At 62.3% G+C, this 26303-nt stretch carries 23 protein-coding genes; 16 read left to right on the plus strand and 7 right to left on the minus strand.

What is annotated here, in order from left to right:
• Positions 1 to 55 precede the first annotated feature (55 nt).
• Complete coding sequence (locus HKK54_RS07195; RefSeq protein WP_169386448.1) at positions 56 to 2257, plus strand: heavy metal translocating P-type ATPase; 2202 nt, start codon at positions 56 to 58, stop codon at positions 2255 to 2257.
• Entirely contained in the window at positions 2254 to 2655 is a 402-nt protein-coding gene (gene cueR / locus HKK54_RS07200; protein WP_076017943.1) for a Cu(I)-responsive transcriptional regulator, read from the plus strand. Before HKK54_RS07195 ends, cueR begins: the two co-directional genes overlap by 4 nt.
• A gap of 52 nt (positions 2656 to 2707) precedes the next feature.
• On the opposite strand, the gene HKK54_RS07205 is transcribed toward cueR, so the two are convergent.
• The gene (locus tag HKK54_RS07205; protein ID WP_010174098.1) at positions 2708 to 3607 is read right to left on the minus strand and encodes a PA4780 family RIO1-like protein kinase; all 900 of its coding nucleotides are present in this window, start codon (positions 3605 to 3607) and stop codon (positions 2708 to 2710) included.
• A gap of 151 nt (positions 3608 to 3758) precedes the next feature.
• Positions 3759 to 5036, minus strand: a complete 1278-nt coding sequence (locus HKK54_RS07210; RefSeq protein WP_169386449.1) for an acetyl-CoA C-acetyltransferase — start codon at positions 5034 to 5036, stop codon at positions 3759 to 3761.
• A 114-nt stretch (positions 5037 to 5150) separates the two neighbouring features.
• Between HKK54_RS07210 and HKK54_RS07215 the strand changes: the two genes are divergently transcribed.
• The 4 genes from HKK54_RS07215 to HKK54_RS07235 all read left to right on the plus strand — a co-directional run bounded on the left by HKK54_RS07215 (position 5151) and on the right by HKK54_RS07235 (position 11169).
• On the plus strand, positions 5151 to 6503 hold the full coding sequence (locus HKK54_RS07215) for a 3-oxoacyl-ACP reductase (RefSeq protein WP_169386450.1): 1353 nt from the start codon (positions 5151 to 5153) through the stop codon (positions 6501 to 6503).
• 2 nt (positions 6504 to 6505) lie between these two features.
• A complete protein-coding gene (locus HKK54_RS07220; protein ID WP_169386451.1) occupies positions 6506 to 7354 on the plus strand; it encodes a MaoC family dehydratase in 849 nt (282 codons plus the stop codon).
• 292 nt (positions 7355 to 7646) lie between these two features.
• Entirely contained in the window at positions 7647 to 9308 is a 1662-nt protein-coding gene (locus HKK54_RS07230) for a collagen-like triple helix repeat-containing protein (protein ID WP_178120972.1), read from the plus strand.
• 175 nt (positions 9309 to 9483) lie between these two features.
• The gene (locus tag HKK54_RS07235) at positions 9484 to 11169 is read left to right on the plus strand and encodes a ShlB/FhaC/HecB family hemolysin secretion/activation protein (protein ID WP_169386454.1); all 1686 of its coding nucleotides are present in this window, start codon (positions 9484 to 9486) and stop codon (positions 11167 to 11169) included.
• A gap of 30 nt (positions 11170 to 11199) precedes the next feature.
• On the opposite strand, the gene HKK54_RS07240 is transcribed toward HKK54_RS07235, so the two are convergent.
• Complete coding sequence (locus HKK54_RS07240; RefSeq protein ID WP_010174083.1) at positions 11200 to 11607, minus strand: response regulator; 408 nt, start codon at positions 11605 to 11607, stop codon at positions 11200 to 11202.
• 66 nt (positions 11608 to 11673) lie between these two features.
• Positions 11674 to 11865 carry a Flp family type IVb pilin gene (locus HKK54_RS07245; protein WP_169386455.1) on the minus strand — a complete coding sequence of 64 codons (192 nt, stop codon included), beginning with the start codon at positions 11863 to 11865 and terminating at the stop codon, positions 11674 to 11676.
• 314 nt (positions 11866 to 12179) lie between these two features.
• On the opposite strand from HKK54_RS07245, the gene cpaB reads away from it, so the two are divergent.
• From cpaB to HKK54_RS07285, 8 genes are read left to right on the plus strand one after another with little or no spacing between them, the layout of a single operon-like run.
• Positions 12180 to 13118: a Flp pilus assembly protein CpaB gene (cpaB, locus tag HKK54_RS07250; protein ID WP_169386456.1), complete on the plus strand. Its 939-nt coding sequence runs from the start codon at positions 12180 to 12182 to the stop codon at positions 13116 to 13118.
• Between the two features lie 20 nt (positions 13119 to 13138).
• The gene (locus HKK54_RS07255) at positions 13139 to 14362 is read left to right on the plus strand and encodes a type II and III secretion system protein family protein (RefSeq protein WP_169386457.1); all 1224 of its coding nucleotides are present in this window, start codon (positions 13139 to 13141) and stop codon (positions 14360 to 14362) included.
• Positions 14359 to 15549: a pilus assembly protein gene (locus tag HKK54_RS07260; RefSeq protein ID WP_169386458.1), complete on the plus strand. Its 1191-nt coding sequence runs from the start codon at positions 14359 to 14361 to the stop codon at positions 15547 to 15549. Before HKK54_RS07255 ends, HKK54_RS07260 begins: the two co-directional genes overlap by 4 nt.
• Positions 15546 to 16817 (plus strand): CpaF family protein, encoded by a 1272-nt coding sequence (locus tag HKK54_RS07265; RefSeq protein WP_010174074.1) that lies wholly within the window; start codon positions 15546 to 15548, stop codon positions 16815 to 16817. The genes HKK54_RS07260 and HKK54_RS07265 overlap by 4 nt, the downstream gene beginning before the upstream one ends.
• 11 nt (positions 16818 to 16828) lie before the next feature.
• The gene (locus tag HKK54_RS07270) at positions 16829 to 17713 is read left to right on the plus strand and encodes a type II secretion system F family protein (protein WP_169386459.1); all 885 of its coding nucleotides are present in this window, start codon (positions 16829 to 16831) and stop codon (positions 17711 to 17713) included.
• Position 17714: 1 nt separating this feature from the next.
• Positions 17715 to 18599 (plus strand): type II secretion system F family protein, encoded by an 885-nt coding sequence (locus HKK54_RS07275; protein WP_010174069.1) that lies wholly within the window; start codon positions 17715 to 17717, stop codon positions 18597 to 18599.
• A gap of 11 nt (positions 18600 to 18610) precedes the next feature.
• Positions 18611 to 19333: a tetratricopeptide repeat protein gene (locus HKK54_RS07280; protein WP_169386460.1), complete on the plus strand. Its 723-nt coding sequence runs from the start codon at positions 18611 to 18613 to the stop codon at positions 19331 to 19333.
• Positions 19334 to 19355: 22 nt separating this feature from the next.
• Positions 19356 to 19634, plus strand: coding sequence for a DUF3613 domain-containing protein (locus HKK54_RS07285; RefSeq protein ID WP_169386461.1), 279 nt, complete (start codon positions 19356 to 19358; stop codon positions 19632 to 19634).
• Here HKK54_RS07285 and HKK54_RS07290 read toward each other — a convergent pair.
• Positions 19631 to 20419: a response regulator transcription factor gene (locus tag HKK54_RS07290; protein WP_169386462.1), complete on the minus strand. Its 789-nt coding sequence runs from the start codon at positions 20417 to 20419 to the stop codon at positions 19631 to 19633. The genes HKK54_RS07285 and HKK54_RS07290 overlap by 4 nt on opposite strands.
• 113 nt (positions 20420 to 20532) lie before the next feature.
• Positions 20533 to 21018 (minus strand): prepilin peptidase, encoded by a 486-nt coding sequence (locus tag HKK54_RS07295; RefSeq protein WP_169386463.1) that lies wholly within the window; start codon positions 21016 to 21018, stop codon positions 20533 to 20535.
• 71 nt (positions 21019 to 21089) lie between these two features.
• Between HKK54_RS07295 and HKK54_RS07300 the strand changes: the two genes are divergently transcribed.
• A complete protein-coding gene (locus HKK54_RS07300; protein ID WP_029616044.1) occupies positions 21090 to 21530 on the plus strand; it encodes a TadE/TadG family type IV pilus assembly protein in 441 nt (146 codons plus the stop codon).
• Positions 21527 to 24274 (plus strand): PAS domain-containing protein, encoded by a 2748-nt coding sequence (locus tag HKK54_RS07305; protein WP_169386464.1) that lies wholly within the window; start codon positions 21527 to 21529, stop codon positions 24272 to 24274. The genes HKK54_RS07300 and HKK54_RS07305 overlap by 4 nt, the downstream gene beginning before the upstream one ends.
• On the opposite strand, the gene HKK54_RS07310 is transcribed toward HKK54_RS07305, so the two are convergent.
• Entirely contained in the window at positions 24271 to 26295 is a 2025-nt protein-coding gene (locus tag HKK54_RS07310; RefSeq protein WP_169386465.1) for a pilus assembly protein TadG-related protein, read from the minus strand. The two genes, HKK54_RS07305 and HKK54_RS07310, sit on opposite strands and share 4 nt — an antisense overlap.
• Positions 26296 to 26303 lie beyond the last annotated feature (8 nt).

Genomic DNA, 26303 nt, shown 5'->3' on the forward strand with positions numbered 1-26303 from the left:
CCTTCCCCACAGGTCAAGGTTGATCCTAGGGGCAATCTCTCCTGGAGTACTGCCCATGAACGGATCCACCACCTTCGACCTGCCCATCAGTGGCATGACCTGCGCCAGCTGCGCCGGGCGGGTTGAACGGGCACTGGGCAAAGTGCCCGGGGTGCAAAGCGTCAGCGTCAACCTGGCCAACGAACGCGCCCATATTGAAGTGCTCGGCCAAATGGACCCCGGCGTCCTGATCGCCGCTGTCGACAAGGCCGGCTACACCGCCACCCTGCCCCAAAGCGAAGCCGCCACCCAAGCCAGCCAGGAACAACGGTTGAGCCATGAACGTTGGTCGCTGCTGCTGGCAATTCTGCTCGCCGCGCCGTTGGTGTTGCCGATGCTGGTGCAACCGTTCGGCCTGCACTGGATGCTGCCGGCCTGGGTCCAGTTCGCCCTGGCCACCCCGGTGCAATTCATCTTCGGTGCGCGCTTCTATATTGCTGCCTGGAAAGCCGTGCGCGCCGGTGCCGGCAACATGGACCTGCTGGTGGCCATCGGTACCAGCGCCGGTTACGGCCTGAGTATCTATGAGTGGCTCACGGCAACCGCGGGCACAATGCCGCATCTTTACTTCGAAGCCTCAGCGGTGGTGATCGCCCTGGTGCTGCTGGGCAAATACCTGGAAAGCCGCGCCAAACGCCAGACCGCCAGCGCCATCCGCGCCCTGGAAGCCTTGCGCCCGGAGCGGGCGATTCAAGTGATCGATGGCCGCGAGCACGACGTCGCCATCACCGCCCTCAAGCTCAATGACCTGGTGCTGGTCAAACCCGGCGAACGCTTCCCGGTGGATGGCGAAGTGGTCGAAGGCCAAAGCCACGCCGACGAAGCACTGATCAGCGGTGAAAGCCTGCCGGTGCCAAAACAGCCCGGAGACGCCGTGACAGGCGGCGCGATCAACGGCGAAGGCCGACTGCTGGTGCGCACCCTGGCCCTTGGCGCAGAAAGCGTGCTGGCGCGGATCATCCGCCTGGTGGAAGACGCCCAAGCGGCCAAGGCACCCATCCAGAAACTGGTGGATAAAGTCAGCCAGGTGTTCGTGCCGGTGGTGCTGGTGCTGGCCCTGGCCACGCTGATCGGCTGGTGGTTGTATGGCGCTCCGCTGGAGGTCGCGCTGATCAATGCCGTCACCGTGTTGGTGATCGCCTGCCCTTGCGCCCTCGGCCTGGCCACCCCCACCGCCATCATGGCCGGTACCGGCGTCGCCGCCCGCCACGGGATTCTGATCAAGGACGCCGAAGCCCTGGAGCGTGCCCACGAAGTCAGCGCCGTGGTGTTCGACAAGACCGGCACCCTGACCTCCGGCGCACCAAAAATTGCGCACCTGGTTGCTGTCGATGGCAATGAAGCGGCACTGTTGCAACAGGCCGGCGCACTGCAACGCGGCAGTGAACACCCGTTGGCCAAGGCGGTGCTGGATGCTTGCGCCGAACGTGGCTTGAACGTGGCCGATGTCAGCGCCAGCCAGTCCCTGACCGGGCGTGGCATTGCCGGCACCCTCGACGGTCGGCAGTTGGCGTTGGGCAACCATCGCCTGCTGGACGAAACCGGCTTGAGCACCGGCGACCTCGCCGACTCGGCCAGCGGGTGGGAGGCCGAGGGCCGTACCCTGTCCTGGCTGATCGAGCAAGGCCCGCAGCCGCGCGTGCTGGGCCTGTTTGCCTTTGGCGACACCCTCAAACCGGGCGCCCTGCAAGCGATACAACAACTCAAGGCCCGGCATATCAGCAGCCACCTGCTGACCGGCGACAACCGAGGCAGCGCCCGCGTGGTCGCCGAAGCCCTGGGCATCGACGACGTGCACGCCGAAGTGCTGCCCGCCGACAAGGCCGCCACCGTCGCCGAGCTGAAAAAGACCGGCGTGGTGGCGATGGTCGGCGACGGCATCAACGACGCGCCCGCCCTGGCCGCAGCCGATATCGGCATCGCCATGGGCGGTGGCACCGACGTGGCCATGCACGCGGCGGGCATTACCCTGATGCGCGGCGACCCACGGCTGGTGCCTGCCGCGCTGGAAATCAGCCGCAAGACCTACGCTAAAATTCGACAGAACCTGTTCTGGGCCTTTGTGTATAACTTGATCGGCATTCCGCTGGCCGCATTCGGCCTGCTTAACCCCGTCATGGCCGGCGCGGCCATGGCCCTGTCCAGCGTCAGCGTGGTGAGTAACGCGCTGCTGCTGAAAACCTGGAAACCCAAGGACCTGGAGGACGAGCGTCCATGAACATCGGTCAAGCAGCACGCCAAAGCGGCCTGAGCGCGAAGATGATTCGTTACTACGAGTCTATCGGTTTGTTGAAAGCGGCCCATCGCACCGACAGCGGCTACCGTATTTATGGCGCCGATGACCTGCACACCCTGGCGTTTATCAAGCGTTCGCGCGACCTGGGGTTTTCCCTGGAGGAAGTCGGCAAGCTGCTGACGCTGTGGCAGGACCGCGGGCGCGCGAGTGCCGACGTCAAGGCGCTGGCCCGCCAGCACATCGATGAGCTGAACCAGAAGATCCGCGAGTTGGGGCAATTGCGCGATACGTTGCAGGACCTGGTGGAACACTGCCAGGGTGACCACCGGCCGGATTGTCCGATCCTCAAGGAACTGGCCTCGGGCAGCTGTTGCGCCTGACGGCCGCCCGCCCACAAAAAATCCGGCCTGGGCCGGATTTTTTGTTAATGGATCACTGCATCCAGGGCGGCGGTGGAGGCTCCTCCGAGGCTTTGCTCGGTGGCGCATCGTCTGCCGCGCGAATCGCCTGGCGACGCTCTTCATCGAGCCGCGCCGCTTCGATCTCGCGAATAACCCCGCCCACGTCAGCCAGCTCTTCCGGCTCGTCGAACTCGCCAGTCAACACGCTGGCCGGGTGCAGGGTGCCGGCTTCGTACAGCGCCCACATCTCCTTGGCGTACTTGGTCTTCTTCAATTCCGGGGCAAAACGCCCGAAGTAGGAAGCCATGTTGCCCACATCCCGCTCCAGCATGCTGAACGCGTGGTTGTTGCCTGCTGCATCCACCGCCTGAGGCAGGTCGATGATCACAGGGCCGGTCGGCGTCAGCAGCACGTTGAACTCGGAAAGGTCACCGTGCACCAGGCCAGTACACAACATCAGCACGATCTGGGTAATCAGGAAGGCGTGGTATTCGCGGGCCTGGTCCGGGTCCAGCGTCACGTCATTCAAACGTGGCGCAGCATCACCGTATTCATCGGCCACCAGCTCCATCAGCAGCACGCCTTCGAGGAAGTCGTACGGCTTGGGCACGCGAACGCCCGCACCGGCCAGACGAAACAGCGCCGCTACCTCGGCGTTCTGCCAGGCGTCTTCGGTTTCTTTCTTGCCGAACTTGGAGCCCTTGGCCATCGCCCGGGCCTGCCGGCTGTTACGGACCTTGCGGCCTTCCTGGTATTCGGACGCCTGACGAAAACTTCGTTTGTTCGCCTCCTTGTAGACCTTGGCGCAACGTAACTCGTTGCCGCAGCGCACCACGTAAACAGCTGCTTCTTTACCACTCATGAGTGGGCGCAGCACCTCGTCGACCAGACCGTCCTCGATCAGGGGTTCAATGCGTTTAGGAGTCTTCATCAGCTTTTATTGTGGGTCCTTTATTACCAAACACGCGTATGGCACTCGTTATACGGCAATCCTCTCGCCGCGGGGAGAGGGTACCGACCTTTGACCGCTTAAGAATGCATCCAATATGCCAGATTAACCGGCGGCCCGATCATAGCCGAGATCAGCGCTCAATAATCGCCGTGACGCCCTGGCCCCCGGCAGCGCAGATCGAGATCAGGCCCCGGCCCTTGCCGGCGGCGTCCAGCAGCTTGGCCAGGTTGGCGACGATGCGCCCGCCGGTGGCTGCAAACGGATGGCCGGCGGCCAATGAACTGCCCTTGACGTTCAGCCGGCTGCGGTCGATGGAACCCAGCGGCGCGTCCAGCCCCAGGCGGGTCTTGCAGTATTCCGGGTCTTCCCAGGCCTTCAGCGTGCACAACACTTGGGCAGCGAACGCTTCGTGGATCTCGTAGTAATCGAAGTCCTGCAGCGTCAGACCATTCCTCGCCAGCAAACGTGGCACGGCATACACCGGCGCCATCAGCAGGCCTTCGGCGCCGTTGACGAAATCCACTGCCGCCGCTTCGCCATCACGCAGGTAAGCGAGGATCGGCAAACCCCGCTTCTGGGCCCAGGCTTCACTGCCCAGCAGCACCAACGAAGCACCGTCGGTCAGTGGCGTCGAATTGCCGGCGGTGAGGGTGCCCTTATCGCTGCGCTCAAAAGCGGGTTTGAGGCTGGCGAGTTTTTCCAGGGTCAGGTCGGGGCGCAGGTTGTTGTCGCGGGTCAGGCCAAGAAAGGGCGTGAGCAAATCGTTTTGCCAGCCTTCGGCATAGGACGCGGCCATTTTCTGGTGGCTTTCCAGCGCCAACTGATCCTGCTCGGCGCGGGGAATCTGCCAGGTCTGCGCCATCAACTCGCAATGCTGCCCCATGGACAAACCGGTGCGCGGTTCGCCATTGCGCGGCAGCTCCGGCTTGAGGTGATGGGGACGAAGTTGTAACAGGACTTTTAATTTATCCGCCGTGGATTTGCTGCGATTGGCTTGCAGCAGGATCTTGCGCAGCCCCTCGTTCACCCCGATCGGTGCGTCGGACGTGGTGTCGACGCCACCGGCAATCCCGCTTTCGATCTGCCCCAGCGCAATCTTGTTCGCCACCAGCAATGCCGCTTCGAGGCCGGTGCCGCAGGCCTGCTGAATATCGTAGGCCGGGGTTTGCGGCGACAGGCGTGAGCCCAGCACGCATTCGCGGGTCAGGTTAAAGTCCCGGGAATGCTTGAGCACCGCCCCGGCGGCCACCTCGCCAATGCGCAGGCCGTGCAGGTTGTAGCGTTCGATCAGGCCTTCCAGGGCGGCGGTCAGCATCGCCTGGTTACTCGCCGTGGCATAAGGGCCGTTGGAGCGGGCGAAGGGGATGCGGTTACCGCCAATGATCGCTACCCGGCGCAATTGAGTCATGGAAAGCTCCCTGAAGGTTGTGGGGTGAGTCTTTGAGACTAGCCTAGGCTCAATCGAACGACTTTCACCTATTGATGGTCCACCGTTTGAACCCCAGCACTCGGAGAGCGTTCCATGTCTGACCGTTATATCGACTTCGCCAACTCCAGCCTCGGCCATCGCCTGGTCGCCGCCATTGGCCTGCCGTCACCGGTACGCCTGGAACGCTGGCAGGCCGGGCGCCTGCGTCCGGTGGAGGGTGCGCTGCTGATCGGCGGCGGCCCGCTGGCGACAAAAATACTGCCGTTCGCCAACAAGCTGACCGACGCCATCTATAGCTACGGCAGCGAACCGTCGACGGCCACCCCCTGGATTCCCGGCCACGGGCCCAAGCTCAAGGCTGTGGTGTTCGATGCCAGCCAACTGCAGCACACCGACCAACTCAAACAGCTGCGGGAATTCTTTCAGCCGCTGCTGAAAAATCTCGATCACAGCGCGCATCTGGTGATCCTGGGCCGCGCGCCGGAAAGCCTCAGCGACCCGTTTGCCGCCAGTGCCCAGCGCGCCCTGGAAGGTTTCAGCCGGTCGCTGGCCAAAGAGCTGCGCAGCGGGGGCGTCCTGCAATTGCTGTACGTGGGCGACGGGGCCGAAGACCAGTTGGAAGGGGCGTTGCGGTTTTTCCTCTCGCCCAAAAGTGCCTACATCTCCGGCCAGGTGATTCGCCTGAACGCCTGCGCGACCCAGGTCGAGGATTGGACCCGCCCTCTCGCCGGGCGCAAAGCGTTGGTAACCGGCGCAGCCCGCGGCATCGGCGCCTCGATCGCCGAAACCCTGGCCCGTGACGGTGCCGAAGTGGTCCTGCTGGACGTGCCACAAGCCAAGGCTGACCTTGACGCCCTGGCCGCGCGCCTGGGTGCCCGCAGCATCACCCTGGATATCTGCGCCGAAGACGCCGCCACGCAGTTGATCGAACACCTGCCGGACGGCATCGACATCGTGGTGCACAACGCCGGCATCACCCGCGATAAAACCCTGGCCAACATGACGCCGGAATACTGGGACGCGGTATTGGCGGTCAACCTCAACGCGCCGCAAGTGCTGACCAAGGCGCTGCTGGACAGCGGCACCTTGCACGACAACGGCCGCGTGGTGCTGCTGGCGTCCATCAGCGGCATTGCCGGCAATCGCGGGCAAACCAATTACGCCGCGAGCAAGGCCGGGCTGATCGGCCTGGCCCAGGCCTGGGCGCCGCTGCTGGGCGAGCGCGGGATCAGCATCAACGCGGTGGCCCCGGGTTTTATCGAAACCCAGATGACCGCGCATATTCCCTTCGCCTTGCGTGAGGCCGGGCGCCGTATGAGTTCGCTGGGCCAGGGCGGCTTGCCCCAGGACGTCGCCGAAGCCGTGGCCTGGCTCGGCCAGCCGGGCTCCGGCGCGGTCAGCGGGCAGGCAGTGCGGGTGTGTGGGCAAAGTCTATTGGGAGCGTAAGCATGGAGTGGCACACCTTAGGCAGCACCCCGTTCCTGCCGCCGCTGTATTGGCGCGCGGCCCTCAAGCGCAAGATCACCGGCACCACGTTGCCCGAACAAGGGTTGCGCTGCCGGGTCAGCGTGAACGCCAGCGATGTGGCGGCTTATCGCAAGGTCTGCGGGTTTGCCGACAGCCCGGTGTTGCCGGCGACCTATCCGCACATCCTTGCCTTCGGCCTGCAGATGCAATTGCTCACCGGCAAGGCATTTCCGTTCCCGCTGCTGGGGTTGATCCACCTGAGCAACCGTATCCGCATCCTGCGCCCATTGGGCGGTGTGAGTGACCTTACGGTGGGCGTCTACGCGCAGAATTTGCAGCCCCACGCCAAGGGGGCAACGTTCGATATCGTCACCACGGTCGAGGATTCACTGGGGCTGCTGTGGGAAGCCGAAAGCCGGATGCTCTGTCGCGGCGTGAAGCTTGACGGCGTTGCAACGGATCACAGCCTGCAAGCTCCCGCCAGCGTCGGTGAGTTGACCCGCTGGAAAGCCCCCGTCGATATCGGCCGCCGCTACGCTCGGGTGTCCGGCGACTACAACCCGATTCACTTGAGTGCCCTCACCGCCAGGTTGTTCGGCTTCCCCCAGGCGATCGCCCACGGGCTGTGGAACAAGGCACGCACACTGGCCGCCCTGAGTGAGCATTTGCCGGCGGCCAATATCGAGATAGACGTCGAGTTTAAAAAACCGGTGCGCTTGCCCAGTGAAGTCATCTTGTTGGCAAGTGCCGCCGGCTCCAGCGGTGAGTTGCAACTAAAAGGCGCCGGGGACATTGAGCATATGGTGGGGCGCTGGCGGCCGATTGCGTGATTAATTGTGTATATACACCCTAAGTTATAGCGGGCTATCGATAGCCCGCTAAGTTTATTAATACCTTGATTTTAAAGGCCTACCCACTTTTAACCCTTACCCCTATATACCCTTGGTATTAGTCGCTAAGCGGCCCAATCCTGCGTGTATATAAATCGTTAATACCAAGTTGAGCGTTGCGAGAAAAAGTACCCGGGACTGTTATAGCCATAACGGACGAATGTATCGCTGTCCCTAGAAACAGCGAACTTCGATAACAACAAAGGCTGTACCAGGTGCACGGATCTCAATCATGAAAACTCAAGTCGTGTTGTGGAAAGCAAGTACCGCGCTGGCCCTGATTCTGGCAGTAAGCCTCGGAGGCTGCAGCAGCGGTGGTGGCGGTCATCACAGTAGCGTCGCAGCTTCGTCTCCGGATGCTGGCGGCGGAACAGGTGGTGGAACTGGCGGTGGTACCGGCGGCGGCACAGATGGTGGTGGTACCGGTGGTGGCACTGGCGGCGGCACAGGTGGCGGTACCGGTGGTGGCACTGGCGGCGGCACAGGTGGCGGTACCGGTGGTGGCACTGGCGGCGGTACCGGTGGTGGCACTGGCGGCGGCACCGGTGGTGGCACTGGCGGCGGTACAGGTGGTGGCACAGGCGGCGGTACCGGTTCGACCACGCCTCTGGTCACTGGCCAGGTAGTGGGCGCCGTCGGCGGTGTCGTCGGTAATGTCGGCACCGCAGTAGGTGACCTGGGTACAACCCTGACCACCATCCCGATTGTAGGCACGACCGCTGGCGGGCTGGTCACCGCGACGGGCACCGCCGTCAACAGCATCGGCAGCGGCGTGACCAATGGGCTGGGAACACTGGGCACCAATAGCAATGCCTTGGGCACCACCGTTGCCGGTGTGGCCGATGGCGTTGCCGACCTGGGCACCGGCGTGTCCAACACCGGCAAAACCCTGGGCACCACACTGGGCGGCATTCCTGTCGTCGGCGGTTTAACCGGCGGTGTGGGCGGTGCGGCAGGTGGCCTGGTCGATAAGGTCGGCCAAACCGTGACCATGCTCGGCGACACCTTGAGCACGGCCAGCACCACCGGACCACTGGGCAACGTGACCAATACCGTCGGCAAAAGCGTGCTGGTCCCTGTCGTCTCGCTGGTCGAAAACACCACCGGCAACCTCGGGAATAAAACCGGCCTGGGCAACCCGGTCGGTGGAGTACTGGATAAAGTCGGCTCCACTGTCACCGGCCTTGGCGGCCAAGTGGCCAGCGCCGGCGGCGCAGGCAACCCAGTCGGGACGCTCGTCGGTGGCGTGTTGACTGGCGTGGGCACCACCCTTGATAAGTCGAGCGGCTACGTTAATCCAGCCACCACAACCCCGCAATCGGGCTTGCCTGAACTCGTCGGTGGTCTGGTCGCCAACGTCGGCAACGGCCTGAATGCCGGTAACACCAACGGCACTGTCAGTGCAGCAGGCATCACCGGCGGCGCAGTGGGCAACACCGTCGCATCCCTCGGTACGCTGATTGGCGGCAATGGTGTGGCCAACACGGGCGCCACGGCGCCGGTCGCAGGCCTGGCAACGAATGTCGGCGCAGCTCTGAACCCAGTAACGTCGGCCGTTGCCGGCCTGACTCAAAACATCGGCACCAGCACCGGTATCGGCGCCCCTGTCAACGGTCTGGTCACCCAGGTCGGCGGCGCAGTCAGCGGCCTGGGCACCAACCTGACGGCGGCCAATGCCAATCCGGTCACCAATGCTGTGGGCGGAGCCCTGAATGCCGTCGGCAATACGGTCGGCTCGGTGGGCGGCTTGGTCACCGGCGGCACCAGCGGTAGCGGTGGCGGCTTGCTCGGTGGTTTGAATGTGGGTGCCGGCGCCTCGGCCGGCGGCACTGCAAACGCAAACACAGGCGGTGGTCTGGGAGGCTTGCTCGGCGGGCTGACCGGCAAAAAATAGAATTGCACCTGGCCATTAGACGGCCTCCCCTCCAGCGCCTACGCTTGGTTGAGACGAGAGATTCCAATGAGTCTCTCGTCTTTTTTATTGGCCAGTGAAAGGCCCTCCCGAACCGTGCCCCAGAACCCGGCGGGAATCCGCGAAACGCTGCTGCAGTTTGACCATGGAGTGTCCTATGCGCGCCTCGACACCGTTGTTTCTGCTCACCCTCATTGCCGCCAGTGTCCACGCCGAGACCCTGCCCAGTTTCCTCAACAGCAACGACACCATTCGCAACCTGCCGGTGCCCAACCTCCCCGCCGACGCCTATCGCCCGGTCACGCCCCAGACCCAGTTGCCCGAGCCGGCGGCGACCCAGGGCCAACCGTTGTTGATGGACACCAAAGTGACCATCCGCAAGCTGCAAATCGACGGGGGAACGATCTACCCGCTCCAGGACGTGGCCAAGGTTTTCGAGCCGCTGATTGGCCATGAAACCACCCTTGCACAATTGATCGAAGCCACCCGTGGCATCACCCGCCGCTACCAGCAGGACGGCTACCTGTTGTCCTACGCCTACTTGCCCGACCAGCGCTTCGAAAACGGCCTGGTGCACGTGATCCTGGTGGAGGGCTACATCAAGGACTACAACGTTCAGGGCGATATCGGCTCAGTCTCGGCCTACGTCGACAAGCTGGCAGCCAAGCTGCTGGCCGAACGCCCGCTGACCCGCAAGACCTTCGAACGCTACACCACGTTGATGGGCCGTATTCCGGGGGTAACGCTGCAGGCGCAAGTACCGCCGCCGGGCACCACCGATGGCGGCACGCGCATGCAGATCCAGGCCTCGCGCAAACCCTTCACCAGCAGCATGAGCATGACGGACGACAGCCGTGGCGGCCTGCAAGCCCTGATCACCGGCACCAGCAATTCCCAGACCTCCATGGGCGAGCAGTTGAGCGTCAGCGGCCTGTTCCCGCCCGGCGAGGACAAGGAGCACTACTACCGCCTGGGCTACAGCCAGTTCGTGAATGCCGAGGGTACCCAACTGGTGGTCAACGCCGAGCGCTACCGCGCCGACCCGCGCAGCAATGTGCAACTGGACGGCGGTTTTGAACTCAAGCCCCACCAGGAGATTGACCGTTACTCCGTCGGCCTCAGTCATCCGCTGATCGCCTCCCCCACCGAGTCGTTGACCCTGGGCACGCGGCTGTATGCCGTGGACCAGACCACCCGCTATCAACTGGTGGGTTTCCCCCAACGTTTCGACCTGGAAACCAACCTGCGCGCCCTGGCGTTTGAAGGTGACTGGCGCAAGTCCGACACGCGCCAGCTGCGCATCCTCAGCGCCGGCCTGTACCAGGGCATTGACGGCCTGGGCGCCAAGACCCGCAGTGACTTCGAGGGCATAAAGCCCGACATCGACTTCTTCCGCCTGCGCGTCTCGGGCGTACAAAGCGACAAGTTCTTCGACAACTGGCAAGGCGTGGCATCGGCGGCCTTTTACTGGAGCGACGACACCTTGCCCGACAGCGAACGCGCGACGTTCGGCGGGCAGAATTTCGGGCGCGGTTACCCGGATGACCAGGGGTCGGGCGACAAGGGTTGGGGCGTGGCGTATGAGGTCAACTACAGCTTCAACCGCAGCGGCGAGTGGGTAAAAATCCTGCAGCCCTACGTGGTACTGGACAAGGCCAAGACCTGGTTCAACGAATTGCCGGTCAAGGGCAACAACATGTCATCGGCGGCCGTGGGCCTGCGCTTCGGCGATAACAAGTACTACAACATCGCATTGGAAGCGGCCAAGCCAATGTCAGACATTGCCCTGGATAGCTTCAATCGGCGGCCACGGTATACGCTGAGTTTCAGCTACCAACTCTGAACCCTGCTGCAGGAGCGAGCGTGCTCGTGCCTACATCAGTCTGATTTTGGGGATCGGGAAAAGGTTGTTGAGGGTGTCGATCAACCGCACCAGGTAGATCGGCTTGCGAAACAGGTCCAGCACCTGCAAGCGCAGCATGTCACTGACATCGTCCATCTCGGCATGGCCAGACATGACGATCACCGGCAGGTGCTGGCGTGAAGTGTGTTCGCGCAGGCGCTTGATCAAGGAGATACCGCTTTCCTCGGGCATGCGCAGGTCGGTGATCACCAGGGCGATATCGGGATGCAGGGTCAACTCCTGCAACGCGAAGGTCACCGAGGTGGCGGTAAAACAGACAAAGCCCTCATTCTCCAGCGACTCGGCCAGTTCAATGAGGGCGTCCTCTTCGTCATCCACCAAAAGGATTTGTTGCCGCGGAGACAAAGAGGAATTCATGGAGAAATGCCTGATGCGCAATAGATCATTCAGCGGAACCTGCACGTGTTTGCGCGAGTACCCGCGTCAAGTATGAATGGCGCCTTGAATCTGCGTAAAGACGCCTGTCACCGCATTCCGGATGGGGGTGACAAAGGCAGCCAAGCCGATAGCAACCATCGCGGCCACCAGCGCGTACTCGATACCCGACGCTCCTTCTTTCGAGTAGAAAAAAATCTGGACTTTGATGAAACCCATGCGAATAAGATCAAGGAACATAATGACTTCTCCTTTGCGCCCATGGCGCTGGTACCGCGGCATCACAAAATGATTCCGGTGTGCCACTAGAGCATTGTCAACAAACCCTATACCAACAACTGTAAGAACTGATTAATCACAAAGTATTAGTCGGCTCGCTGGCGCCAAAAATCCAACTTTCCCAGAGGATCCGGAGATATTTTTCGCCCGGTAATGGCATTTTGTCCTAGCTGAACTACCTTCAAATAGCGAAATAGTTAGATGTAGGAAGCGATCCGAATACGCAGGTATTAGTAGGAAAGAGCAGTGGATGCAGCAGGAAAAGGAGAGCCTTCATGAACAGTCGCATTAGCTTGATCCTCGCCGGACTGCTATTGGTGGGTGCGCTGATTGCAGGCTACTGGGGCCTGGTACTCAGCCGTCCTACCCCTGTCGCACCGCCCGTGACCCCATCACCTGAAGTGGTGCAACCCGTCGCCGAAGACCAGACACGCCAACCCGTAGTGGTACTGGCCCACGATGTTGCACCCTTCGTTGCACTCACTGCCGCCGACCTGACCCTGGAAAGACTGCGCACGGTCCCCGCCGGCAGCCTGACCAGCCTCGACCAGGCCGTGGGCAAGGTGCCTTGGCGGCCGCTGTCGGCCGGTACCTGGCTGACCGAGGAGAGCTTCAACGCCGGTGGCACCCTGGCGCGGATGATCCGCCCCAACGAGCGCGCCTTGGCCGTCGCCGTGGATGAAGTGATCGGTGCCAGCGGGCAACTGGCCCCGGGGGACTACGTGGACGTCCTGCTCTTCCTGCGCCAGGAAGCCAGCAACCCGCAGCAGTCGGCACAAGTGGTGGTGCCCGCCTTGCGCCTGCTGGGCGTCGGCGATCAATTGGGGCTGACCAACGATGGCAAGCCCGGCTCTGTACCACCGACCACCCCGGACGAAAAACTCAAGGCACAGCAGAGTCGCGCCAGCGCACGTACGGTACTGCTCGCCGTGCCGGAGGAGCTGCTGAGCCGGCTGATGCTCGCGGCCCAATCCGGCGTGCTGCGCCTGGCCGTACGCAGTGCCGACGAACAACTGCTGAGCCAATACTGGGCCGGTGAAACGGAGTCCGCGATCAACCTGGAAAACACCAAGCGCGATCTCTACCAGTTCAACCAACTGTCCTTCAGCCAGGCTCCCGCCAACAGCTTCGGCCCGGCCACAGCCAATGGTGCTTCAAAACGCTCGGGGGTCGAGGTGATACGCGGCAACCAGGTGACTCAACAAACGCCCTGAAAGCGCTAAGGATGCCTTGAATGAGCAGTCGTTCCGTTTGGTTTTTTTCACGAGTATTCGGGGCTCTTTTCACCCTGAGCCTGCCCGTCGGGGCGGCACTGGCAGCGTCAGGTAATTGCGCAGGCCTGGGCCAGCTGCCGGCGGTGCTGGAGGTGGGCGAAGGCAATCAACAGGCCATTCAATCGCCGGTGCCGATTACGCGACTGGCCATCGGCGATCCGAAAGTGGCCGATGTGCAAGTCAATGGCAACCAGGCGTTCCTGCTCACCGGCATCGCCTCGGGCACCACCAGTCTGATGGTCTGGACGGCCTGTTCCAGCAGCCCGCGCCAAAGCATGGTGTTTGTTCAAGGCAAAGCCACCTCGGCCCTGACCAGCCTGGCCCTGTCGCCGTCCGATGACCCGACACTGCCCAGCCAGGTGCAAACCGACATCCGCTTTGTGGAAGTGAGCCGCACCAAGCTCAAGGAGGCCAGTACCTCGATCTTTGGCCGGGGCGGCAACTTTCTGTTTGGTGCCCCCAACAACGTCGCCAACGCGGCGGCCACGGGATTTCGCGGGCTCCCGGTGAACAACGACACCTTCAACATCGGCTTTGGCGGCGGGCGTGTCTCGGCCATGATCAACGCCCTGGAAAGCAGCGGTTTTGCCTACACCCTCGCCCGCCCGAGCCTGGTGGCGCTCAGCGGGCAAAGTGCGACCTTCCTCGCCGGTGGTGAAGTACCGATCCCGGTGCCCAGCAGCGGCAGCAACACCATCTCCATCGAGTACAAGGAGTTCGGTATCCGCCTGACCCTGACCCCGACGGTCATCGACCATGGGCGAATTTCCCTGAAGGTCGCGCCTGAGGTCAGTGAGCTGGACTACAGCAACGCGGTCACCATCCAGGGTATCTCGGTGCCCGCGCTGACGATCCGTCGCACCGACACCAGCATCTCCCTGGCCGACGGTGAAAGCTTCGTGATCAGCGGCCTGATCAGCACCAACAACACCTCCAACGTCAGCAAGTTTCCCGGCCTTGGCGACGTCCCGATCCTCGGTGCGTTCTTTCGCGATTCCAGCGTCAGTCGCCAGGAAAAAGAGTTGTTGATGATTGTTACCCCGCACCTCGTTCAGCCGCTGGCCGCCAACGCTCAACTGCCCTCGTTGCCTGGGGAAAAACTGCGCAATTACGACCCTAACTGGTACCGCCTGTATTTCCTCGAAAACGGCAATTTCGACCGCCGCAGTGGACTGTCCGAATGAGCGAGAGCCTGAGCCAGACGTTTTTGGCAATTACCCGCAACACCACGGATCTGGAATGGCTCCAGGGTGCACTCGCGCCTCTGGGCCAAGTGGTCAGCGCCGGCGCCGGCAGCCTCGACGAACTGCTGGCGCTGGTGGACGTGACGTTCGCCAACCTGGTGTTTATCGGCCTGGACCGTGAACACGTGACCACCCAGTGCGCCCTGATCGAAGGCGCGCTGGAAGCCAAGCCGATGCTCGCCATCGTGGCCCTGGGTGACGGCATGGACAACCAGCTTGTACTGAACGCGATGCGTGCCGGTGCGCGGGATTTCGTGGCCTACGGCTCACGCTCCAGTGAAGTCGCCGGCCTGGTCCGCCGCCTGAGTAAACGCTTGCCGGCGGTTACCCCCAACGCCCATCTGGGCGGGCTGACCGTGCTCTACGGCACCCAGGGCAATGCCGACGGCGCGCTGATCGCCAGCCACCTGGCGCTGGTGGTGCAAAAAAGCGGGCAGCAAACGTTGTTGCTCGACCTCGGCCTGCCGCTCGCGGACAGCCTGGCGCTGCTGGGGCTGGAAAGCTCTTTTCATTTCGGCGATGCCCTGCGCCACTTGCGACGCCTGGACTCAACACTGATCAACAGCGCGTTCACCTCGGCCGAAGCCGGCCTGCGCATCCTCGCCTACCACAACAATGACGAGCCCCTGGAGCGTACCAGTGCGGCCGAGCTGTACATGTTGCTCAGCGCCCTGCGCCAGCACTTCCAGCACATTGTGGTGAACCTGACCGGGCAACCCGACAGTGAAGCCCTGCGCACCTTTGTCAGCCATTGCGACAAGCTGCTGTGGTGCACCGACCAAAGCGTGCCGGACTGCCGCCGTAACCTGGCGGTGCTCAACCTGTGGCGCGAAAAAGGCATGAAACTGGAGCATGCCCGCCTGTTGGTAGACCGCTATCTGAAAGGCGCCGCCCCGGACTCGGAAGCGCTGGGCAAAAGCTTCGGGCTGGAAGTGATCGCCGTATTACCCTGGAGCCCGGAGGTGCGCCTGAGTGCGAAAAACCAGGCCCAGACCCTGTTCTCCCTGGCGCCTCGGGAAGCCCTGACGCAAGCGTTGCGCGCCTTGGGCGAGCGCCTGGCAAAACGCTCCGAAGGCCTGGAAAAACCTTCCACCAACTGGCTTAACCGCCTGCTGAGGACCAAATGAGCGGCGAGAAGCTGTTTGGTGTTGCCCCGCGCGGCAGCGTCGGCAACACCGATCACGACGGCCTGAAACTGGTGCTGCATCGCTACATCATCGATGCCATCGAGGATTCGGGGAAAAACCTGCTGGAAGGCACCCGCCAATCCCTTGCCCAATTTGTGATCGACAAGGTCGCCGAATACATCACGCGCATGCACCTGGCGATTTCCCGCTATGAGATGGAACGCCTGGCCGAAGAGATCGTCGACGAGCTGACCGGTTTTGGCCCGCTGGAAGTGCTGCTGCGCGACCCGACCGTCACCGAGATTCTGGTCAACGGCCCGCATCGGGTGTTCGTCGAGCGCGACGGCCTGCTGCAGCAGAGTGATTTGCGCTTCATTGACGACCACCATGTGGAGCGGGTCATGCAGCGCATCCTCGCGCCCCTCGGGCGGCGGCTGGATGAGTCCTCGCCAATGGTCGATGCGCGTCTGCCCGATGGCAGCCGGGTCAATGCGATCATCCCGCCGATTGCCCTCGACGGGCCCTGCCTGTCGATTCGGAAGTTTCGCAAGGACATGCTCAAAAGCAGCGACCTGGTGGCGATGCAAACCATCGACCAGGCGATTTTCGAGTTCTTCCAGGACGCCGTCGGCAAACGCTGCAACATCCTGATCAGCGGCGGTACCGGCACCGGTAAAACCACGCTACTGAACATTCTCAGCCAACTGATCAACCCTCGCGAACGCCTGGTTACCATTGAAGACGTGGCCGAGTTGCAACTGGGCCATCCTCACGTCGTGCGCCTGGAAACCCGACCGCCCAACGCCGAGGGGCATGGCGAGGTGAAAGCCAGTGACTTGATCCGCAACGCCCTGCGGATGCGGCCCGACCGGATCATCCTCGGCGAGATTCGGGGCGTGGAAGTCATCGATGTGTTGACCGCCATGAACACCGGCCACGACGGTTCGATGAGTACCGTGCACGCCAACAACGCCCAGGACGCCCTGCTGCGCCTGGAAACCCTGGTGGGCCTGACCGGCCGGGTCGTGGCGGAAAAAACCCTGCGGCAAATGATCTGTGCGGCGCTGGATGTAGTGATCCAGCTGACGCGCCTGCCCGATGGCCGACGCTGCGTCAGCGAGGTGGTGGAAGTGGTGGGCATACGCGAGGACGTGTACGTCACCAACACCCTGTTCCGCCACGACAAGCGCACCGGCTTCGGCTTCCTGCGGGAAGCCGTCAATCCTGCGGGCGACAAGTTGCGCCACGAAGGCCACCTGCCGGTGTAGGAGGCAACCCGATGATCGGTCCAATGCTGCTCGCCCTGCTTGCCCTGGCCCTTCTGGTGCTCGGCGTGAGCCTGATGCGCAACGGTTTGCGCAAGGCCCAGACCGACCGGGTGTTGAAACGCCTGGCCGAAGGGCAGCCCCAGTCCATGAAAGACAACGCGGTAGCCACCAGCCTGGAACGCACCTTTATCCGTGCAGGCCTTGGCAGGCCGACTGAACGCCTGGGCCTGTGGCTGACCCTGTGGGCCGTTGGCGCCCTGCTGGGAGGGCTACTGGGCCAGTGGATAGGCCTGTTCGTGATGGTGGTAGTACCGCCCTTGGCGTTGCGCCTGTACATCGCCGTACGCTACCGGCGCCGGCTGCGCCGAATGATCGAGCAATTGCCGCAGTTGCTCGACCACGCCGTACGCAGCCTCAAATCCGGACGCACCCTGGCGGACGCGATCCTGAGCGGCATCGATGCCAGCGACGACCCGCTGAAAAAATCCATGGGCCGTATCAAGCGCAATGTGCAACTGGGTGTCAGCCTGCCCGACGCGGCTCAAGACTATGCCGAGTTTTATGAACAGGATGAACTGCGCCTGTTTGCCCTGGGCCTCAAGGTCAACCACCGCTACGGAGGCAACGCCAGTGAGCTGCTGGAAAACCTGATCAAGATGATTCGCGAGCGCGACCAGGGCGCCCGGCAATTACGCGCCATGACGGGTGAAACCCGGGTGACCGCGCTGGTACTCGCGGTGCTGCCGGTGAGTGTCGCGGGCTACTTCCTGATCGTTAATCCGACGTACCTGATGGCCATGTGGGATGACCAAAGTGGCCAGCGCCTGATGCTCGCTGCGTTCGCCTTGCAAATCACCGGCTGCGTGGTGCTATGGCGCATGTTGCGGAGCATATGAGATGGCGATAGTGATCAGTGCCGTATTGTTTCTTGCCGCGTTATCGCTGCTGCTGGCCAATATCCTGAGCAGTCGTCGGCAACAACGCCTGGTCACCCAACGGCTGCAAGGCGAGCCGGGCCGCAACGACAAGATGAGTGAGTGGTTGCACCAGTTGGGCAGTACTCGGATCGGCCAACGCACCGTCAGCCTCGACAACGAAACCCAAACCCTGCTCAACCGCATGGGCTGGAGAAAGGCCAGCCAGCGTTCGATGTTTGCCGCTTGCCAGATCGGCGCGCCGATACTCCTGTTTGGCCTGACCGCGCTGGCACTGAATGTGTTTTTCCCCGACACCGAGCATGGTGCTGTGATCGCCCTGCTGGGCCTGATCATCGGTTACCTGCTGCCCAAGCGAGTCCTGGTTTCCCTCGCCAAAAAGCGCCAGGCACGAATCGGCCGGGAAGTGACGACCTTCATTCCCCTGGTGCGCATCCTGTTTGAGTCCGGCATGGCCGTAGAGCAGGCGCTTCGGGTCATGGCCTACGACGCACAGAAACTGTTGCCGGTGCTGACCGCCGAACTGCGCCTGGTGCTGGCGCGCGTGGATTCCGGGCTGGAATTGGGTGAAGAATTGAACAAGGCCAGCCAGGTGCTGGCCGTCGACGAACTCACCGACACCTGCCTGATCCTCCAGCAGCTACTGCATCAGGGCGGTGGTGCGATGAAGTCGCTGCAATCGCTCAAGCAACTGCTGGATGACCGGCGCCTGACCCGCTTGCAGGAATACATTTCCAAGATGTCCGCCAAGATGTCCGTGGTGATGATGCTGTTCCTGTTTCCCGCATTACTGATCGTATTGGCCGGCCCTGGCTTTATCGCCATCGCCAAAGCCTTCACGCCTTGAGAGGACATGCAATGAAGACCGTGATGATCGCCTGCAGCCTGTTGTTACTCGGTGGTTGTGCCAGTAACGGACAGCTGCCATGGGCGGGTTTCAGCGCTCAGGGCAGTTGTGCCAAGCCCAATTCCAATCAGGAGTTGTCGTTGAACCTGGCCGACGACATGGCCAACGAGGGCAAGCTGCACGCCAGCCTGGCCAACCTGCAAAACCTGCCGGACACCCTGCCCCAGGTACGCCAGCGTCAGGCCAAGGTGTACCGCCTGCTGGGGCGCAGCGAAGCCGAACCGTTGTACCGCAGCCTGCTCGGCACCTGCCTGGCCGCCGAAGGCGAGCACGGCCTGGGCCAATTGGCCGCCGCCCGGGGTGACAACGGCCAAGCCATGGCGCACTTGCAGCGCGCGGCCAGGATGTCGCCCACCGACGAGAAAATCCGCAACGACCTGGGCGTCGTGTACCTCAATCAACGGCGCGTGGAAGACGCGCGCTTTGAATTCCTCACCGCCATGGAGCTCAAGCAAAGTGATCAACTGGCGGCGGTCAATCTGGTCACGCTGATGATCTATCAGGACAACTGGGAGCAAGCCGCACAAGTGGCCAGCCGCATGGGCCTGAGCCCTGAACAAGTGACGCAGGCCCAAGCCCGGGCGCAGCAACTGAAAGCCCCCGTATCCATGGCGACCGCGCCAAAAGATCAGGTCGCCGCCGCCAGCGACGCGGCGCAGGCGCCGGTCAAATAGGTCCAAGAAGGGAGTACACACGATGAAACTCACACTGCTCGCCACGCTATTGCTAGCCGGCCTGCCAATGACGGCTCTGGCGATTGAACCCGGACCTTCTTCGCCACAACAAAAACAGACCGAGGGCTGGCTGCAGTTGCAAGTCAGCGGCGAGCGGGCATCCGCCAACCGACAGAAGGCCTCGCCCGCTGAACGCGACCAGGCCATGCAACGTTGGCTGGACAGTTACAAACACCCTATTCCCGAGTACTACGACCAGAAACAGGGGGGTTCCACCCCCGGTGGCGGCAGCAGTAACTAGTGGGCCGTGACGCGCTGGCGGGCCGCCGAATTACTCGGTGACAACGCCAGCGCCAGCTGGGTGCGGTTGTGCATATGGGTCAGGCGCAGCACCTGGGACACGTAGAGTTTCACCGTGTTTTCGGTGATACCCAGCTCACAGGCGATTTGATAGTTGGTCTGGCCCTTGCCTACCAGCCTGGCGACATCCAGCTGGCGCGGAGACAGCTGATTGAAGATCGCCGGTATTTCAACGCGGTCAGCGTCGCTGACGTCGCCGTCGGCCTCTGTCGACAAGCTGGCTTGCGGGCTGCTGCGCACCTTGTCGAGGTCATGATAAAGATCGTCGATGGACGCCGAGAGAAACTGCAGCTTCTGGTTCAGATGCCCCAGGTCGAGATTTTTCTGCCGGTCTTGCAACGCCACGACCTGGCGCTGCAACCCTTCGAGCAGTTCGCCGAGGTTGATCGGCTTCTGGTAGTAATCGGCAATCCCGGCACGCAGGGCCTTGATCACGTCCTGCTTGTCTGCACGCCCCGTCAACATGATGGCCTCAAACACCCGCTGCTTGCCGGCCAGGCGTTGCAGGGCCTGGACCAGCTCGATCCCGTCCATCTCTGGCATATGCAGATCGCACAGCACCAGACCGATTTCGGCATCGTCGCGAAAGCGCTCGATGGCCTGCTGGCTGGAGTGGCAAGGGACGCAGCGGTAACCGCTGCTTTCAAGAAATTCGCAAAGCTCTTCCACGATCAGGGGCTGATCATCGACAACGAGCACTTTCACTTCAGAGGTAAGCTTGTTCACGCGCTACTCCATGCCTGGGCAAGCCAAAGACCGACCGATCCATTCCGACCACTTTCCTATACAACCTACCCATAAACGTAGACGTACTTTCCTACTATGTACATAGCGATAGCCTACGTGGCGACTAATGGGATCCAAAGCCAGGCCAGGCAAAAACCCATCAGTAAAAACGGCACGAACGGCTGCTTGGTCGGGCGTGCCGGATCAAGGTATTGCAAAGTATTCCTAAGCCCTTGATTCATCAGCGGCCACAGCCTGGGCGCCAGCAGCAGCCACGCCGCGCTGGCAAGGCCGGCACCGATAAACGTGCCCAGTACGTAGAAGGAGTTGGTCGCCAGCCCCAATGCCGCGATCAATTTCACGTCACCGGCGCCAAGACGGCCCAGTGCGTAACCGGGCACAGTGAACAGCAGGGCCAGGACAAACGCCAAGCCGCCCTCGGCAGCGGGTGCGCCGAGCCAGGTGGTGCCAGTCCACAGGAGGTAAACCAGCGCCAGCAGGCCCGCGCCGAGGGTCAAGCGGTTGGAGATCTCACGTCGACGGATATCTTGCACAGCGCACAGCGCCAGCCAAACAAGTAGGACGAGGCTTTGAATCACGTAAAAAAAATCCCTTTTTGCTGAATGATTCTATGCTGATATCAGGTAGTTGTAGTCAGGGTAGACGAGTCATGAAAAAAGGCCTCCCTAGAAAGCAAAAAGGTGCCGCCGCGCTGGAGTTCGCGATGGTCTTCATGATTTTTTTTGCCGTATTTTATGGCTTGGTCAGCTATAGCCTGCCGTTGCTGCTGATGCAGTCCTTTACCCAGGCCGCCGCCGAAGGCGTAAGGCGTAGCGTCGCGCTGGACCCGGCCACGGCAAACTACCCAACGGCCCTGCCCAACCAGGCCATCGCGGCAGCCCAGGCGCAACTGTCGTGGCTCCCTCCCCAGTTCAAATTCCTTCCCACGTACGTCACGGCAACCTACACCCCGGCGGGCCTGTTGACGGTGAACATCAACTACCCGACGTCCAGCCTCCAAAGTGTGTTGCCGTTCCTGGTGCTGCCAGGCTTTGGTACCGTCCCCGCGCTGCCTCCCACGCTTTCCGCCCAATCGAGCATGCAGTTTTGACCTCAGGGGACAAATTGTTCGGTCGCCTGCTCGGACGCAGCAATCACCTGGCCACCGACGCGCCGACAGCGATGCCAGGCACCGCCGCGTTGCTGTTCTACCTGGATGCTCAGGGCCGGGTGGTGGACGTCCGTGGCTCGCTGCGTCACCGGCTGGAACACCCCGCCGCACAACAGCCACAGCCAACACCGCTGCTCGACTACCTCACGCCGATGAGCAGCCTGGCGATCGAAGGCGCGCCCGGCGACTGGCAAGGACAAAGCCTGGACCTGGACTTCAAGGGGCTTGCCGGGCAAACCCTACATACCCGCGGCTGGGTTCAGCCCGACGGCAAAGGTTGGCTGCTGCAACTGCTGGACATTGGCGACCTGATTGCCCACCGCCAACTCACTCAGGTGCGCGAACACCAGCAGCGCGTGAGCGATCAGATCAGCGAGCAACTGCGGGTATGCAGCCTGACGCGCCTGCCCGAGGTACTGCACGACACACTCCAGAGCCTTTCCCAGCACTGGCGTATCCCCTGCGTCGCCATCGCCTTGCTGGATGAGCAGGGCCAGGAATGGCGCATCCAGGGCTGCTACACCGCCCACGACGCTCCGGCGCTCTGGAGCAACGGCCAGGCCTTGGGCTCCAGTCTCGACAGCCTGGGCGGTACGGCGCCGATGAGCCTGGAGGTGCACCGTGGCCACAGCGACCACCCGCGCCTGCAAGGCCTGTTTGGCAATGCCGATGGTTTTCTGGTGCCTTACAGGGACGGCAACGGCGTAGGCGCATGGCTGCTGTGCGGTTTCTATAGCCGCCAGGAACACACCAGCGACCGCGACTGGTTGCAACTGACCGCCGCCCTCGCCATGCCGTTGCTCAGCCGCCTGCGCGAACAGCGCCATCAGCAGCAGCTGGATCGCGTCGACGCGCTGCAGGGCCTGCTCGGTACCGGCTGGTGGGAGCTGCCTCCCCACAGTGAGGACATTGAACTCGCCCCGCAGTTGCTGCACACCCTCAGCCAGGGTGAGACCACCACACGGCTGTCGTTGCCGATGTGGCTCAACCTGATTCACCCCGCGGACCGCGAAGAACTCGCCAGCCGCCTGCAAGACCTCAAGCACCTGGGCAAGCCACTCTCCACCAGCGTTCGCCTGCAACGCAGCGACCCGGCGCAAAACCCCATCTGGTACCGCGTGCAAGGGCAAGCGCTGGGGGCGGGCGAGCAGCGTCGGCTGGTGGGTTTCATGCTCGACATCAGCGACATCAAAAACCAGCAACAACAGGCCGCCGCCGCCCACGCCCGCCTGGATAACCTGATCGCCAGTTCCCCGGCCGTGATCTACGTGCAGCGCTACGTCGAGGGCACGCTGCAACCGGTGTTCTTCAGTGACAGCCTGCTGCCGCTGCTGGGCCGCACCCTGGCCGACTTCACCCCGGCGGCGCTGAACGAATGGCTTCACCCCGAAGACCGCGACCTCTACTTCGACCGTACCCGCCAACTGCTGCGCGAAGGCCACGTGAGCTGCCGCTACCGGGTGCGCGATCAGCAGGGCGATTACCACTGGCTGCTGGATGAAGCCCGGCTGCTGCGCGACGACCTGGGGTTGCCCGTGGAGGCCGTGGGCCTGTGGCTGGATGTCACCGAGGCAACCCTGGCAGCGCAACGGGTCAAGGAGAGCGAGGAGCGCTACCGGATCCTGGTGGAAGACTCCCCCGCCATGATCTGCCGCTACCGCCCGGACCTGACCCTGACCTTCGGCAATACCCCCCTGGCCAATTACATGGAGTGCCTGCCCGAGCAACTGCCGGGCATGAACCTCAGCCAGTGGCTGTCCGAAGAACAGCGCGAGGCCTTTGTGCAGCGCATCCGGCAGTTGACCCCGGAGTTCCCCGTGAGCACCGCCGAAATCAGCCTACAACTGCCGGGGCGTACACACGCCTGGTGGGTATGGTCGGACCGCGGCGTATTCGACGAAGAGGGCCAGTTGCAGGAAGTGCAGGCCGTGGGCCGGGACAACACCGAAGTGCGCCGCTCCCAACAGCAACTGACCCAGAGCGCGAAAATGGCCACCCTCGGCGAAATGGCCACCGGCCTGGCCCACGAGATCAACCAGCCGCTGAACGTGATGCGCATGGCCATCGTCAACGTGCTCAAGCGCTTGAGCAACGGCGATGCGCAGATCGACTACCTGACGGAAAAACTCCAGCGCATCGACGCCCAGGTTCAGCGGGCGGCCCGGGTGGTGGACCATATGCGCGTGTTCGGCCGCCGCTCGGAAGTCGAACAGCAACCCTTCAACCCGGCGCAGGCGGTGGAAGGCACACTGTCGTTGCTCAGTGAAGGCATGCGCGGCAAAGGCGTGGACCTGCGCGTGACGCAGTCCGACGTTGCGGTGCAAGTCAAAGGCTATGTCGACCAGTTGGAGCAGGTGCTGATCAACCTGATGGTCAACGCCCGCGACGCCCTGCTGAGCAAGCGCGAGTCTGACCGCGACCTGCAACCGTGGATCTCGGTGCAGATCGAGCACGACAGCCGTCACGTGCGTGTCTGGGTAGAGGACAACGGCGGCGGAATTGACCCGCGCCTGCTGGAGCGGATTTTCGAACCGTTCTTCACCACCAAGCCAATTGGCGTGGGCACCGGCCTGGGGTTGTCGGTGAGCTATGGCATTGTCGAAAACATGGGCGGCCGGTTGAGCGTCGCCAACAGTGAGTATGGGGCGAAGTTTTGTGTGGAGTTGCCGGTGGTCGAGGCCTAGTTCACCAGGGCTGCTTGCCCGTGGGGCCGGCAACTGAGGTTGGCCCCCACTTCCACGGCATTCAGGTTCACCCCAAGATTCGACAGCAAGCTGTTCACCAATGGATCGAGGATCGGGCTGAGCACTCCGCCGATAATCGTGCCCAGGGAACTGTTGAGCCCGTTGAGCAGCGTGCCTGTCGTCTGTAGCAACCCTCCCAACAGGTTGAACCCCGTCGGCTTGTAGACCTGGAACTGAATCCCGCTTAACGCGTTGCTGATGGCGCTCAATAGGTTGGTCGTCGAGGACGGGTAATACTGTGCCGGTATCACATTAATTTCAGGCGGCTGATTGTAGGTGTGAGGAGGCAGCGTTTGCACGGCGGCCCCCACCTGAGCACTGACACTGAGGCCGATGCCGCCACCGTAGAACGGCTTTCGGGTCGCCGGGTCACACGTCGTCGGGCCGAGCCCCAGCAACGGTTTGAAACAGGTAATCGCGCCGATATCCACCAACGGCAGCGGCGGGACCGGATCCAGGGGCGTGTTGCTGTTGAACGCGTTGATCAACTGCGGGCTCTGACCAATTTTCACGTTCACCAGTGAGGCGTTGGTTTGGGTAGTCAGGGTCTTGGTGGCATCACTGGCGCAGGTGAAGCCGGTGACATAGCTTTCAGCCGTGCCCAGTTCCAGAACCACGTCGATCCTGGCCGCCGGTGGGTTCGAGGAAGAGGACAACACTTGCAGGTCCGTACGCTGGCAATAGCCGCCCACCACACACAACAGCGAACTCACCGTTCCGCCCAGGTTCAAGCTCAACAGGTTGTTCAACACGTCTGAAAGTGGCCCGACCAGGCCGTTCAAGGCGGTGTTCACCACCGGCAAGTCCAGCACCGGCAAGCCCAGAGTCAGGCCGACGCTCATTTGAGCCGTTCTTACATATATTCGCGTCGCCGGGGTTTTATCTTTGGCATAGGTAGGGTCACCGATCGCTGACAACTGCGGTGGCTGAATCACCTTTACCTGCACGCCCGCATTCACCAGTCCCGGGATATTTACCGGGATAGTCGCCACCACCCCATTCTTGGTATTGGCCAATTGCACAAAAGCTTCGGCCAGCTGGAACACATTCAAACTGGTATTCAGCCCCGCCGACACCGCCCCCGTTTGCAGCTGCAACAGGCTGCCCAAGGTGACATCAAGATTGCCGATTATCGCGTTGATACTGGTGAGGCCACTGACCGCCACGCTGGCCGTACTGCCTCCGGCATTGAGCACCGTAATCGCCGCATCGAGCAGTTGGCTGATCTTGAGGTTCTTGGTTAACAGTTGATCGTAGGCACCCGCCGTCACCCCCACGTTCAACGCCAACTGGTTGAGGTAGCTGAGCAGGTTGATATTGGTGTCTACCAAGCCTTGCCAGCCGGCGACGCTCAGGTTCAATGAGCCGCCCAACAGTTGGCCGAACAACAGGTTCAACGCGGCTGACTTGGTCGAGTCCACGGTGACCAGTGTTGATTTGATCGTCAGTTGTGCTTGAGGCGGCAGGATCTTCGGCGCCGCCACGGCGACGGCAGACAGTTGGGTGTTCAAGTTGTAGCCGCCACCATTGGCCATTGCCCAGAGGCCCCCGGCAACACTGGTCATTACCGGGCGCGAAGCTATCACCTGGATGGCATCGGTCTTGGTCGAGTCTGCGGAGAACACTCGCTGGTTGGTGGCCCCGGTTGTCAGCACGCCGCACTTCACTATCAGCGCGCTGCCCGGCGGAATGACATAACCATTGCGCACTGCGCTGGCACCGGCATAGGTGGGCGCGGTGTTGGTGGCGGGCAGGCAATCACCCTTGCGCTGCACCGCTTCCAGTGCCGCCATGTCGGCGATGGACTGCAACTTGCGCTTTTCCACGTACAAACGACTGCTGTCGATCACCAGCAACAAGAATACCAAGGCCGTGCCCAAGGTCACGGCCGCTATCAAGCCAATCGCACCACGCTGCCTTGCGTACCCGGCCAGGCGGCCGGAACGAGATCGAAGAGACATCGAGCACT

Source organism: Pseudomonas sp. ADAK13 (assembly GCF_012935715.1).
GTDB lineage: Bacteria > Pseudomonadota > Gammaproteobacteria > Pseudomonadales > Pseudomonadaceae > Aquipseudomonas.